Below are 13,325 nucleotides of genomic sequence, written 5' to 3' on the forward strand. Positions count from 1 at the left end.
CATGAAACTCGACACCATCGAAACCTTTGTGTTCGGCAACCCGCCGCCGCGCCATGGCGGGCGATACTTCATCTTCGTGCGCCTCACCACTGCTTGCGGCATCACCGGGGTGGGGGAGATCTATAACGCGACCTTCGGGCCGGATCTGTGCTGCGCGATGGCCGAGGAGATGTTTGCCCGCCAGTTCGCGGGTTGCGATCCGCATCATATCGAGAAGTTGTGGCGCAAATCCTATGGCGCGGGATACACGATGCGGCCTGATGTGACCGTGATGGGCGTGCTGAGCGGGCTGGAGATGGCCTGCTGGGATATCATCGGCAAGGCCGCGGGCAAGCCGGTTTACGAGCTGATGGGCGGGCAGGTGCATGACCGGCTGCGCAGCTATACCTATCTATACCCGCCGGAGGGGGATGTGTATCCTGACCCGTACACGCCGAATGTCTATAACGACCCGGATATCGCCGCCGAGGTCGCGTTGCAGCGGGTGAACGAAGGCTTCACGGCGGTGAAGTTCGATCCGGCCGGGCCTTATACGATCTACGACGGCCACCAGCCTCGGATGGAGGACCTGGAGCGCAGCGAGCTGTTCGTGAAGCGCATCCGGGAGGCGGTCGGCACCCGCGCGGACCTGCTGTTTGGAACCCACGGGCAATTTACCGTTTCGGGCGCCAAGCGGATGGCGCGGCGGCTGGAGCCCTATGAGCCGCTGTGGTTCGAGGAGCCGGTGCCGCCGGAGAATCCCGCTGATATGGCCGAAGTGGCGCGGTTTACTTCGGTGCCGGTTTCAACCGGTGAGCGGCTCTGCACCAAGCATGAATTCGCGCGGGTGCTGGAGGCTGGCGCGGCCTCGATCCTGCAGATGGATCTGGGCCGGGTCGGTGGCCTGCTGGAAGCCAAGAAGATCGCCAGCATGGCGGAAACCCGGCAGGCGCAGATCGCGCCGCATCTTTATTGCGGGCCGGTGGTGGCGGCGGCGAATATCCAGATCTCCGCCTGCAGCCCGAACTTCCTGATCCTCGAGTCGATTGGCCGGTTTGAAGGGCCGTATATGTCCTGCCTCAAGTCCTCGATCACCTGGGAGGAGGGCTATGTGATCCCATCCCGCGAGCCGGGCCTGGGGGTGGAGCTGGACGACGAGGCGATTGCCGCCAGCCCCTATACCGGCAGCGCGCTGCATCTGGAGCTGGCGCAGGAGCCGGTGGTCCCGTAGCGTCAGGCGCTACTTAGGCGGTGCCGTGGATTTGCGCAGGACCAGCGCGGACTCCAGCATGGCGGGGTCCGGTCTGGTCTGGGTCTCCACCCACTGAGCGATGGCATCCGCCGCCGCTGTTCCCATGCGGGCGACGGGCAGGTGGACGGTGGTCAGCTCCGGGTGGATGTGGGCAGAGCCGGGCAGGTCGTCGAGGCCCATGAGTGAGATATCCGCCGGCACGGACACCCCTTGCCGGTGCAGCTCTGCCAGGACGCCGGAGGCCAGCACGTCGGACAGGCACAGAATGGCGGTCGGCTGCTGCGTCTGTTGCAGGATATCGCGGGCGGCGGTGCAGCCGCCGGCGATGGAAATCTCCGTCTCGAACAGCTGCAGCGCAGCGCCGGAGCCATTCAGCCCGTTCAACCGCGCCTGGGTTCGGTCGTTGTTGGCGCGGGGGCCATGCACCACGGCAATCCGGCGGTGGCCCAGGCCGGTCAGATGCTCCAGCGCCAGCGCCGCGGCGGCGGCGTTGTCATAGCCGATGGTGGGCAGGGTATAATCCGGATCGTAAAAGGAGGTGGCGATCGCCGGGCGCTGGCTGCGCTCCAGCAGGTCATAGAGCGCGGGGTCATGAGTGATGCCTGAAACAATCAGCCCCTCGGCGCCGATGTCGATCAGGGTCTTGGCCTTTTCCGCCTCTGTCTGCGGGTCACTGTCGGTGGTGGCCACCACAAGCGACAGCCGATGGGTGCCAAGCTGGTGTTCCAGCTTGGACAGGAAGCGGGCAAAGATCGCGTTGTCTAGGGTCGGCACCAGCGCGCCGACGAACCGGGTGCGCCCGGTGTTGATCGCCCGCGCCGCAGCGCTTGGCACCCAGCGCAGGCTGGTCATCGCCTCCTCGACCCGTTGGCGGGTCTTTTCGGCCACCGTTTCAGGCGCGTTCATCACCCTTGAGACCGTCGCCACCGACACCCCCGCCGCACTGGCAACATCCCGTAAGTTCGCGCGTTTCTGGCCTGGTGTCTTGCTCATCCGCTCTTTGCCTTTCTTGCCGCCTTTGCCGGTCGGATAGGAAATTCTTGACACATGTAACCAGTTTCATCAACGATGTAACCAGTTACATTTTGCAGAATCGGCAGAAGAGATGACCCGCTACACAGTCCTGCGCGGCCTTGACAACATCGGTTTCGACAGCCCTGCCCGGGCCTTTCCCGGCTTTGCGAAACCCGCCCGGGGAAGCACCCGCGTGCTGGCGCTGCGCGACGGGATCCGGCAGGAAATGCAGGCGGGCGACCTGCTGTCGGTAGAGATTGCCCAAGCCGAGGATGGTGTGCAGATCGCAGCTTTTGATGCCGGCGGGCGCCCGGCGCTGGCAGCGTTGGGGTTGCAGGCGGATGCACGTCTGAGGGTTGCGGAGTGCGACAGCGCGGAGCTGCTGGGCTGGGTCGCGGCAAATGGCGGCGCCACCGCTGATATTCCCGCTGCAAATCTGGCGGCTAACGGCGTGCCGCTGATCCTGAAAGCGGTCAGCGCGGCGACGGTCTGGGTGTTCCATACGGCCAGCCCTGAGGCGCTGGTGCATGGCGCGGCCCCGGCCAATACCAAGGTCACCTGGCAGCCTGCGGAGCGCAGCACGCCGCTGCTGCCGCCGCTATTGGGCGATACGCGGGAGGAATTCACCGTCAGCCGTGGCACCGGCTTTGCCTATGAGGTGAAGCAGGGCGAGATCATCCAGGTCATCGACGTTGAAGGACAGCAGTGCTCCGACTTTACCGCTTTCCGCGCCGATGGGCTGGAGCGGGGCGAGGAGCTGATGATCGACAGCACTGCCACCCGGTCGATGGTGCGGCGTGCCTATCCGGGGCCGGGATTGCTGGACAAGTTCTTTGACCGCGATATGCGGCCGATGCTGAACGTGATCCAGGACACCTGCGGGCGGCATGACACCTTTGGCCTGGCCTGCACCGCGCGCGGGTACGAGGAGCGCGGATTTCCCGGCCACGTGAACTGCTCCGACAACATGTCCCATGCGCTCGCGCCCTATGGTGTGCAGCTGCGGGCGGCCTGGCCTGCGGTCAACTTCTTCTGGAACACCTGGGTCGACCCGCATTCGCACCACATCCTGACCGAGGAGTCGCATTCGCGCCCCGGCGACTATGTGGCGATGCGGGCGCTGGAGGATCTGGTCTGCGTCTCCACCGCCTGTCCGGACGACATCGACCCGATCAACGGCTGGAACCCGACCGATGTGCATGTGCGCATCTACCGCCCCGAAACACCCCTGCGCCGCGCTGTTGCCTACCGCGAAAAGGAAGACGCTCCGATGTCGATCAGCCAGAACTCCGCTTTTCATGACCGGCTTGAACCGCTGACCCAGCATTTTGCCCCGGCCCGCGACCTGTGGGCGCCGGTGAGCTTCCCGTCGCATGGCACCACCGGGGAATACTGGGCCTGCCGCAATGCGGTGACGGTGCAGGACATGAGCGGGCTGCGGAAATACGACATCGCCGGCCCCGATGCCGAGGTGCTGCTGCAGCAGGCGACCACCCGCAACGTGGCCAAGCTGGCGGTGTGGCGCGGCTCCTATACGCTGATGTGCGATGAGGCCGGCACGGTGATCGACGACGGCACCCTGTTCCGGCTGGCGCCCGACCTGTTCCGCTGGTGCTGCGGCTCGGAGGAGAGCGGCCGGGTGCTGGAGACGCTGGCGCAGCAGATGGGGCTGCAAGTCCGCATTCACGATATGCGCGGGGCGATGCCAAATCTGGCGATCCAGGGCCCCAGGTCGCGCGACCTGTTGCGCAAGATCGCCTTTACCCAGCCGCACGTGCCGCATCTGGACCAGCTGAAATGGTTCGGCGTCACCGTGGCGCGGCTCAATGACCGGGAGGGCGCCCCCTTCGTGCTGTCCCGCTCCGGCTACACCGGCGAACTGGGCTATGAGATATTCTGTTCCAAGGCGCACGCGCTGGAAATCTGGGACGCGGTGATGGAAGCGGGCGAGGAGTTCGGGATCACCCCGATGGGGTCTGCCGCGCTGGAGATCATCCGGATCGAAGCCGGGCTGGCCGCCGCCAATGCGGAATTCGCAGCGGGCGTGGACGCGTTTGAGGCTGGGCTGGGCTTTGCCGTTGATCTGACCAAACCGGAATTCACCGGCAAGGCGGCGCTGGAACGCAACGCGCGGGAGTCGCGCCGGGTGCTGAAGGGGTTGCTGCTTGGCTGCAACGATGTGCCGTTGCACGGCAGCCCCGTCTATGCCGGCGAGAGGCAGGTGGGTGTGGTGACCTCCGCCACCCGCTCGCCCTCGCTGGAGCATGCCATCGCCATCGCCCGGCTGGGTGTCGAGCACGCCGAAGACGGCGCCCGGCTGGAAGTTGGCCAGCTTGACGGGCGGATGAAACGCCTTGGCGCCACCGTTACGAACATTCCTTTCATAGACCCGCAGCGCAAGCGGGCCCGCGCCTGAGCGCGAAACCTCACAGCAACAGGAGAGAGAAACCGATGAAACATCTCGCGTTTGCAACTGCAATTGCCGCCTTGGGCACCGGTGCGATGGCGCAGGAAAAAGTCATGGTGGGCGAGCCCAGCTGGCCCGGCGCCAAGATCATGAGCCGGATCATCGGCCAGGTGATCGAGACGCGCCTGGGCGGCGAGGCGGGCTATGCCCCAGGCGCCAATGCGGTGATCTTTGCCGCGATGGACGGCGGGCGCGGCGATATCGACGTGCACCCCGACGTCTGGCTGCCGAACCAGGCGTCCTTTACCGACGAATACGTGGACCAGAAGGGCACCGTGGCGCTGTCCTCCGGCAGCTACGAGGGGCGGTCCGGTTTCTGCACCCCGACCTATATGGCCGAGGAGCACGGGATGAAGTCGATCTTCGACCTCGCCACCCCGGCGGCGCAGGATCTTTATGACACCAATGGCGACGGCAAGGGCGAGATCTGGGTGGGTGCCTCCGGCTGGGCCTCCACGAATGTGCACAAGGTGAAGGTGCGGGATTACGGGATCGAGACATTTCTGGAGCCGTCCTCCGAAGATGAAACCGTGTTCTATTCGCGGCTGAAGGATGCGGTGGAGCAGAAAGAGGGCGTCGTCTTTTACTGCTACAAGCCGCATTACGTGCATGCGCTGTATGACGTGACGATGATCGAAGAGCCAGAGCACGACCCGGAGGCCTATACTATCATCCAGCCGGATCAGGACGCGGACTGGTACGGCAAATCCTCGATCACCTCGGGCGACCAGGTGAAGACGGTGACGGTGGCCTATTCCAAGTCGCTGGAGCAGCGGAACCCGGCGGCGGCGTCGTTCCTGAGCCAGATCGACATGGATGCAGGGGAACTCTCCAAGCTCACCTATCAGGTGGTGATCCAGGGCCAGGAGATCGACGCGGCGGTGTCGGACTGGCTGGCGGCCAATGGCGAAATCGTGGACGGCTGGCTGGGCCTGAACTGATCCCATCCTTTGGCCCCGCCGACCGGCTGGCGGCGGGGCCGGCAAAAGACTTTTGAAGACAGGGGGAGGCCATGGCGGGTGATATCGCAATTGACGCACGCGGCGTCTGGAAGATTTTCGGGGCACGCTCAGCCGAGGCGCTGAAGGCCATTCACGCGGAAGGGCTGACAAAACCGCAGGTGCTGGAACGGTTTAACTGCGTGGTCGGGGTGGCGGATGCCAGTTTCCAGATCGAACGGGGCGAGCTGTTCTGCGTGATGGGCCTGTCGGGGTCCGGCAAGTCGACGCTGGTGCGCCACGTGAACCGGCTGCTGGAGCCGACAGACGGGCATATCTTCATCAATGGTGAGGACGTGATGGGGCTGAACGCCGAGGGCCTGCGCGACCTGCGCAACCGCCGCGTTGCCATGGTGTTCCAGAATTTCGGCCTGATGCCGCACCGCACCGTGCGCGACAATGTGGCGATGCCGCTGGAAATCCGCGGCACCGGCAAGGCGCGCCGCTGGGAGGAAGCCGACCGGGTGCTGGAGCTGGTGGAGCTGTCGGGCTGGGAGGACAAATACGCCCATGAGCTGTCCGGCGGGATGCAGCAGCGGGTTGGCCTCGCGCGCGCCATTGCCTCCGACCCTGAGATCCTGCTGATGGACGAGCCGTTTTCGGCGCTGGATCCGCTGATCCGCAAGCAGCTGCAGGACCAGTTCATGGAGCTGAGCCGCAAGCTGGGTAAGACCACCATGTTCATCACCCACGACCTGGACGAGGCGATCCGCATCGGCCACCGCATCGCCATCATGAAGGACGGCCGCATCGTGCAGATCGGCACCCCGGAGGAGATCATCCTGAACCCGGCAGATGACTATGTGGCGGATTTCGTGGCCGGGATCTCCAAGCTCAACATGATCTTTGCCCATTCGGTGATGAAGCCGGTTGCAGAATTCGAGGCCTCCCACGGCGCCTTGCCCGCGGATGCCAAGGTGGCGCGGCCCGACATGGACCTGAGCGACCTGATGGATCTGGCGGTGGATGGCCACGGCATCGTCAAAGTTGCCGATGCTGGCGCCACCGTCGGGGTGATCAACCGCGCGGGGCTGATCCGCGCCATTCAGGACAGCCAGGCGTAAGGAGGAGGGTGATGAAGCACATCGACCAATCACAGATCAAACCGGAAACCGCCGGGCGGCTGAGCGCGCTGGTGGGTGAGTTCACCGGCCAGTCGCAAAGCTACTATCAGCAGGTTTTCAGCTACATGATGGAGGCGCCGGGCTACCGGTTCACCTTGAACTGGGCGGCTGGCCTTTTGGGCCCGGTCTGGTTCGGGGCAAGGGGGCTTTGGTCCTGGTTCCTGGGCTTTCTGGTGCTGGAAACCCTGGCCTACATCCAGATCGCGATGGGCCTGTTTGGTGATCTGGGCCGCGACTTCCGCATCCGGGCGGAGCAGATCGCACAGACGCTGGAGCTGCGGCGGCAGCAGATTGAGGCGGCGGAGGCCTCTGGCGCGTCCTCATTGGACTCGCTGAAACGTGCCGCGGAGTCGCTGGAGGGCGCGCTGGCCGGGGCGCAGGAGGCCGCGGCGGCGGCCAATGCAAGCGGTGTTGTCTACCTGGTTGCGGGCATCGCCCTGCTGCTGTCGGTGAAGTTTCTGGCGGCATCCTTGGCGAACTGGACGCTGGAGGGGCAGTTTGCCCGCTGGCGCTCCGACCGCAGCGTGGCCAGCGGCTGGTCCGTGCCGCGGCTGGCAGTTTCCACTGTGCTGGCAGCGGCGGTCGTGGTGCTGTCGGCGCTGAAGTTTGCGATGCCGGATGCGTTTTCGCTGCTGAACGCCTTTCCCACCAACCGCGACTGGCGGCTGAATGTGGGGGACGGGGTGCAGGCGGCGTTCGACTGGACCAAGACGTCCGGCCGCGGCTTCTTTGACGGGCTGACGGCGGGGATGCGGACGCTCCTCGACTGGATCGAGGTGGTGCTGGTCGATACCCCCTGGCCGGTGGTGGCGCTGGTCATTGTGATGCTGGCCTATCTGTCAGCGGGCGCCCGGGTGGCGATCTTTACCGGTGCAGCGCTGGCCTATCTGGGGCTGCTGGATTTCTGGGAAAAGGCGATGACCACCATTGCGCTGCTGGGCGCGGCGGCGCTGATCTCGATCACCTTGGGCATTCCGCTGGGCATCTACTGTGCGCGGCGCCCGCGGGTGTTTGCGGTGGTGCGCCCGGTGCTGGATTTCATGCAGTCGATGCCGTCCTTTGTCTATCTGATCCCGGTTGTGGCCTTCATTGGCTCCGGCAAGCCGGCAGGGGTGGTGGCCACAATGATCTTTGGCAGCCCGCCGGTGATCCGCTTTACCGTGCTGGGGCTCCAGCAGGTGCCGGACACGGTGCGCGAGGCCGCGCTCGCCTTTGGCGCCACGCCGCGTTACCTGCTGTGGCGGGTGGATCTGCCGCTGGCGCGCAAGACGATCATGGCCGGTGTCAACCAGACCATCCTGCTGTCGCTGGCGATGGTGGTGGTGGCCTCGCTGATCGGCGCCAAGGGGCTGGGTGAGGACGTTCTGGAAGCGTTGCAATATGCGGCGGCGGGGCAGGGTATTCTGGCGGGTCTGGCGATCCTGTTCTGCGCGCTGATCCTCGACCGGATTGTTGCCGGCAGGCGGTGACCTGCCAGCCATCGGGACATGATGCTGCCCCGGCCTCAGCTGCCGGGGCGCATTGCGCTTGGCGGCAACTTAACGGGAAACTTGGCACGGATTTCCGCGTCCAGCTTGCTGCCGAAATAGTTCGGGTAATGCTCCGCCAGGATCCGCTCCGAGGCCTCATGGGCGCGGTCGAACAGGGTCTGCTTTCCCGCCTTTTCCCAAGTGTCCGTCAGCTCACGGTCCATTAGTTCGGGGTAGACGTATTCCGTCTCCATGTACTCAAGCGTCTGGTTGTTTCCGAGGAAATGGCCCGGGCTGATGGCGCAGTCGTGGATCACATCGACCGAGAGGGTGTCGTCGCTGACCTCGATCCCGCGCAGGGTGCGGGAGATCATGCCGGCGGCTTCGTTGTCGATCACCATCGACTCGAAGGAGCAGCCCATCAGCGAGCCGACCATGCCGCCGAATTCGCACAAACGGTTCGCGCCGGCATGGGCGGCGAGGCTGAAGGTCAGCGCCTTTTCAAGGCCGTATTGAGCGTCGGGGATCTTGGAGTCGGTCATGCCGCAGCCGACCGAGGTGGGCAGGTTGTAGAAGTTGCCCATCTGGATGGCGGCGGCGGAGATCAGCGCCTGCTCGCCCGAGCCGCCGGTGAAGGAGCCGGTGCGCAGGTCGGTGATGAAGGGCCAGGCGGCGAACACCACCGGCGTGCCGGGGTTGATCAGGTTGACGATGGCCACGCAAGAGAGGGTTTCGGCCACCGCCTGCGCCAGCGTGCCGGCCAGCGGGGCAGGGGAGGTCGCGCCCGCCTGCGGCGGCACCGCCAGATCACAGGTGAGGCCCAGTTTGGCGGTGTCGATCATGATCTCCAGGTTCTCGCGCCCCAGCCGCAGCGGAGAGACAATCGGGCAGCCGCCGAAGATCACGGAGGGTTTCTGGAGGAACTTGCCTTCGCCGCCGGAGGCCATGTCGAACAGCTCGATTGCCGGTTTGATATGGGCGCGGTCGCGGAAGGTGAGGCAGGAGGGTTTCTCGCTGCCGGCCAGGATCGCATAGAGCATCGACATGTCATGCTCGAAATCCTGCGGCACGTCGGTGGCCAGCACCGTGTCGCCGGTCATGTGTAGGTTGTCGAGCCGGTCCACCAGCCGGGTGAAATCGTAGATATCTTTGAGCACCGAGGGCCGGTAGCTGCGGGTGGCGGCGTCAAAGGTTGTGACCGCGGTGCCGGAGTTGGCGTAATAAACCTTCTCCTTGGTGCAGTGCATGTCATCCTTGCCCGCGCGGCTGCCGCGGGCGTGGACGTAGAATTCGCTGGCCGCCTTGGTCAGCAAGTCCTCCATCAGCGCGCGGGGGAAGCAGAGGCGGCCGTGGGCGTTGAGCTCGGCGCCCTTGGGCAGGACCAGATCGAGCAGCCCCTCGGTCGGGTCGCCGATGCCGGTTTGGGCCAGGATGGTCAGCGCCGCCTGGTGGATCTTCTGCATGTCCGCATCCGACAGCGGTCTGTAGCGGCCGCCGGGGATGCCTGCGTGGATGGCCTGCGAGGGCGCGGCCTGGGTGCGGGCGGCGGCGCGCGCTTCGCGTCCGCCGCTGCGGCGGCGGGTTCGGGTCTTGGTGACGTCAACCATATAGCGGTCTCCGGAAAGGTCAGCGCAGGCCGCAAAGGCGCGGCCTGCTTTCATTTTTGGGGTCTGAAGCGTTCAGATCATGCTGAAATAGCTGCGGTAGAAGCCGGGCAGGCTCCACTCCATCTCCGACAGCGGGCCGGGGACGAAACGGTGCGAATTCACCCCTTCCTGATTGTGGCGGATGATGCGTTCGTCATCGAGCGAGGTGACGTGCCACAGCCAGGTCAGCGCCTCTTTGCTGTAATCGCGGCCTTCCTCGGCGTCGCCGCGCACATACCAGGCGATCTGGATGTCGGTTTCCTGCAGGGAACGGGGGATGAAACGGTATCCCACCAGGTGGTCGGCATAGATCAGGAAATAGTTCAGCGTGCCGATCGCGAGATCGGTGGCGCCGCCGTCATGCCCCGTCAGCTGCCCCAGCGGCGGGGCCAGCGGCTCACCGTCCTTGCTGCCGGTCTGGTAACCGGGAAACAACGGGTAGCGCCGCCAGTAGACATCCGCGCCCAGAGCCATCGCATTCGGGCCGGTCAGATCAAGCTCCTCTGTTGGCAGTCCGGCGGAGGCGGAGCGGTCGCGCAAGTCTGCGCCGTATTTCTCCACATCCGCGGGATCCTTGAGCGAATGGCTGCGGGAATAGTCCTGATGCGAGGGCGCGCAATGGTAGCACTCCAGGTAATTCTCCAGCGCCAGTTTCCAGTTGGCGGGAACCGGATAGGAGGCCTCATGCGCGAGTTTCAGGTTGTCCAGCTGCATCGGTGCCGACAGCGGCGCAAGCCGGGCGAGGCTTTCCTCCAGCGGCGGCGGGTTTTCATCGGCACAGATGAAGATCAGGCCCTGGAATACCTGCACCTGAACCGGGAACAGCCCGTATTCGGAGGGGTCGAAATCCGGCCCCATGGCGCGGCCGCCGCGCAGACGCCCGTCCAGCCCGAAGGTCCAGGCGTGATAGGGGCAGGAGAACACCCGCGCGGTGCCCTGCTTTTCCAGGCACACGCGGGAGCCGCGGTGGCGGCAGATGTTCATATGGGCGCGCACCTCTCCTTCGCGGTCGCGCACCACGATCACCAATTCCGGGCCGTAGTCGAACAGGAAGTAGTTGCCGGGCTCGGCGATCTGGCTGACGTGGCCAACCCAAATCCAGTTTCGGTTCCAGACCCGTTGGATGTCGTGTTCATAGACCGCCTGGGAGGTGTAGAAATGGCGTTCGAGCGCAAAGCCTTCCTGGTGGCTTTCCATCAGCTCGCGCATCACTTGCAGGTCATCTTTGGGCATCAGCTGCCTCCCATATCGTTCAGAGAGATCAATTCACGGCGGAACCAGTCCGCGTCCGCCGCCGCCGGGTCGCGTTCGAAATTGCGGGCGGCCATGTGGCCGGCATAGACCGCATCGGCAATCAGCCCCGGGGATGCGGCATCGCCGATCAGCTCCAGCGTGGTGAAGCGGTGCGGGTGGTCTGCCTTCAGCTCCTCATAAAGGGCCGCGTCGCGCTGGCGGGCGGTCACCATCAGCAGGCTGGTGCAGGGCACGGTCCGCGGGCGGCCGGTGTAGGCGCAGCCCAGGGTGACGCCACCCGCATCGGCCGATTGCAGCAGATGCAGCGGGATGATCTCGACCCCGGCCTCGATCAGGCTGGCCTGCACCCGGGCCTGCTCCAGCGTCAGTTCGGTAAAGGCTGAGACCACGGCCCCGGGCGTGGCCAGGATCACCTTGCGGCCCGCCGCGGCCAGGTGGTACGCCACCACACCGCCGAGGTAGGCCTGATCGTCATCATAGATCATAACCGGGCCTTCCGCAGGGGGCATTTCGCCCGCCATGATGTCGTCGGGCGTGAAAACCGGCAGGCCCTCAACCGGCAGGGGCGCGTGGCTGGAGCGGCCGCTGCCGTCGCGCAGCCAGCGGCTGCCGGTGGCAATGAAGACATTGGGAATTTCCAGATCGGTCACTTCGGTGGCGCTCATCGGGCTGTCGGTGAACATGTGCACATTGGCGCGCTGCTGCAGCTGCCAGAGCCGGTTGTCGGCCACCCGTTTCCAAGCCGCCAGTCCCGACAGGCGGGATTCGCGCAGGACGCGGCCGCCGAACTCGGGCGCGGCTTCGGCCAGGGTCACGTCATAGCCGCGGTTCGACAATTGCAGTACGCATTCCAGGCCCGCCGGGCCGGAGCCGATCACCAAGGCATTGGTTTCATTGCGCTTGGGCGCGATCTTCTCAGGGTGCCAGCCGCGGCGCCATTCCTCGCCCATGGTGGGGTTCTGGGTGCAGCGGATCGGCACGCCCAGATTGTCAGCCGACACACAGATGTTGCAGCCGATGCATTCGCGGATTTCCTCAACGCGGCCGTCCCTGATCTTGTTCGGCAGAAACGGGTCGGCGATGGAGGGGCGGGCGGCGCCGATCAGGTCCAGCACGCCCTTGCTGACCAGCGAAGTCATCAGGTCCGGCGAGGTGAAGCGGCCGACCCCGACCACCGGCTTCGATGTCACCTGCTTGACGAAGTCGATATAAGGAACCTGGAAACCGTCCTGCGGCTGGAAGCGGGTGGTCTGGCTGTCATTGCTCCAGTCGGAGACGTTCACGTCCCACAGGTCCGGCAGCTCAGCCAGCATCTCGACCACAGCGCGGCCTTCCTCCTGCGCCTGCATCCCGTCCGCGCCCATCATCTGGTCGACCGCAAAGCGCAAGGCGACGGCGCAGTGCCCGTCCAGCTCCTCGCGGGTTTCCTCCAGAAGCTCCCGGGTCAGGCGGACGCGGTTTTCCAAAGAGCCGCCGTATTCGTCGCTGCGGCTGTTGAATTGCGGCAGCAGGAAGTGCTGGGGCAGGGTCATCTGGTGGCCGGCATAGACATAGACGATGTCGAACCCGGCCTCCTTGGCACGGCGGGCGGCAGCGCGGTGCCAGCGGCGCAGGTTGCGGATGTCCTCCTTGTCCATGGCGCGGGCCTGTTTCGGGAAAACCGTGTCGATCGGCCCGTCAGAGGGCGCCAGCACCGGGGCGCGGGTCAGATGGTTGGTGGCGTGGTGGCCGTTGTGGGCCAGCTGGATTGCCGCCAGCGCGCCGTGCTGATGCACTTTCTCGGTCATCAGCCGCAGGGCGGGAACGTCGTGTTCGTCCCACAGACGGTTTTCCGCATACGGGCCGAGGTCGGACGTGGGGTGGATTTCGGTTTCTTGAGTGGAGACCACGGCCCAGCCGCCTTCGGCCTTCATACCGCGCATGGCGGCTTCGGCCTGCGGACGCACATGCCCCATGCCGTTGCAATGGGGCACCTGGTAAAACCGGTTTCGCGCGGTGACGGGACCGATCTTCACCGGTTCAAACAGAATGGAATACCCATTTGCGCCTGACATATTGGCACATCCTTTTATTCACAGATTGTCGTTAAGGGGCAGGACGGCGGGCCGCATGGCCCGCCGCT

9 protein-coding genes are annotated in these 13,325 nt (G+C 65.1%); 5 read left to right on the plus strand and 4 right to left on the minus strand.

The window, feature by feature from the left end; genetic code table 11:
- Nucleotide 1 precedes the first annotated feature (1 nt).
- The gene (locus ACXAED_RS22045; RefSeq protein ID WP_475053644.1) at nucleotides 2–1,210 is read left to right on the plus strand and encodes a mandelate racemase/muconate lactonizing enzyme family protein; all 1,209 of its coding nucleotides are present in this window, start codon (nucleotides 2–4) and stop codon (nucleotides 1,208–1,210) included.
- Between the two features lie 9 nt (nucleotides 1,211–1,219).
- Here ACXAED_RS22045 and ACXAED_RS22050 read toward each other — a convergent pair whose 3' ends face one another.
- Complete coding sequence (locus ACXAED_RS22050; RefSeq protein ID WP_475053645.1) at nucleotides 1,220–2,224, minus strand: LacI family DNA-binding transcriptional regulator; 1,005 nt, start codon at nucleotides 2,222–2,224, stop codon at nucleotides 1,220–1,222.
- 112 nt (nucleotides 2,225–2,336) lie between these two features.
- Here ACXAED_RS22050 and ACXAED_RS22055 point away from each other — a divergent pair, with 112 nt between their 5' ends.
- From ACXAED_RS22055 to ACXAED_RS22070, 4 genes are all read left to right on the plus strand, one after another.
- Nucleotides 2,337–4,661 carry a DUF1989 domain-containing protein gene (locus tag ACXAED_RS22055; RefSeq protein WP_475053646.1) on the plus strand — a complete coding sequence of 775 codons (2,325 nt, stop codon included), beginning with the start codon at nucleotides 2,337–2,339 and terminating at the stop codon, nucleotides 4,659–4,661.
- A 35-nt stretch (nucleotides 4,662–4,696) separates the two neighbouring features.
- Nucleotides 4,697–5,653, plus strand: coding sequence for an ABC transporter substrate-binding protein (locus ACXAED_RS22060; RefSeq protein WP_475053649.1), 957 nt, complete (start codon nucleotides 4,697–4,699; stop codon nucleotides 5,651–5,653).
- Between the two features lie 71 nt (nucleotides 5,654–5,724).
- A complete protein-coding gene (locus ACXAED_RS22065; protein WP_475053651.1) occupies nucleotides 5,725–6,774 on the plus strand; it encodes a quaternary amine ABC transporter ATP-binding protein in 1,050 nt (349 codons plus the stop codon).
- A gap of 11 nt (nucleotides 6,775–6,785) precedes the next feature.
- Complete coding sequence (locus tag ACXAED_RS22070) at nucleotides 6,786–8,303, plus strand: ABC transporter permease (RefSeq protein WP_475053654.1); 1,518 nt, start codon at nucleotides 6,786–6,788, stop codon at nucleotides 8,301–8,303.
- 35 nt (nucleotides 8,304–8,338) lie between these two features.
- On the opposite strand, the gene ACXAED_RS22075 is transcribed toward ACXAED_RS22070, so the two are convergent.
- The 3 genes from ACXAED_RS22075 to ACXAED_RS22085 form a co-directional block, all read right to left on the minus strand.
- Complete coding sequence (locus ACXAED_RS22075) at nucleotides 8,339–9,910, minus strand: trimethylamine methyltransferase family protein (RefSeq protein WP_475053656.1); 1,572 nt, start codon at nucleotides 9,908–9,910, stop codon at nucleotides 8,339–8,341.
- Nucleotides 9,911–9,982: 72 nt separating this feature from the next.
- Entirely contained in the window at nucleotides 9,983–11,182 is a 1,200-nt protein-coding gene (locus ACXAED_RS22080) for an aromatic ring-hydroxylating oxygenase subunit alpha (protein WP_475053659.1), read from the minus strand.
- A complete protein-coding gene (locus tag ACXAED_RS22085) occupies nucleotides 11,182–13,257 on the minus strand; it encodes an oxidoreductase (RefSeq protein ID WP_475053661.1) in 2,076 nt (691 codons plus the stop codon). Before ACXAED_RS22085 ends, ACXAED_RS22080 begins: the two co-directional genes overlap by 1 nt.
- Nucleotides 13,258–13,325: the final 68 nt, after the last annotated feature.

The organism is Leisingera sp. ABM4_103, from assembly GCF_056158685.1.

Coding starts and splice junctions, on each gene's coding strand:
- ACXAED_RS22045 (WP_475053644.1), top strand. CDS start 2: ATGAAACTCGACACCATCGAAACCTTTGTGTTCGGCAACCCGCCGCCG.
- ACXAED_RS22050 (WP_475053645.1), bottom strand. CDS start 2,224: ATGAGCAAGACACCAGGCCAGAAACGCGCGAACTTACGGGATGTTGCC.
- ACXAED_RS22055 (WP_475053646.1), top strand. CDS start 2,337: ATGACCCGCTACACAGTCCTGCGCGGCCTTGACAACATCGGTTTCGAC.
- ACXAED_RS22060 (WP_475053649.1), top strand. CDS start 4,697: ATGAAACATCTCGCGTTTGCAACTGCAATTGCCGCCTTGGGCACCGGT.
- ACXAED_RS22065 (WP_475053651.1), top strand. CDS start 5,725: ATGGCGGGTGATATCGCAATTGACGCACGCGGCGTCTGGAAGATTTTC.
- ACXAED_RS22070 (WP_475053654.1), top strand. CDS start 6,786: ATGAAGCACATCGACCAATCACAGATCAAACCGGAAACCGCCGGGCGG.
- ACXAED_RS22075 (WP_475053656.1), bottom strand. CDS start 9,910: ATGGTTGACGTCACCAAGACCCGAACCCGCCGCCGCAGCGGCGGACGC.
- ACXAED_RS22080 (WP_475053659.1), bottom strand. CDS start 11,182: ATGCCCAAAGATGACCTGCAAGTGATGCGCGAGCTGATGGAAAGCCAC.
- ACXAED_RS22085 (WP_475053661.1), bottom strand. CDS start 13,257: ATGTCAGGCGCAAATGGGTATTCCATTCTGTTTGAACCGGTGAAGATC.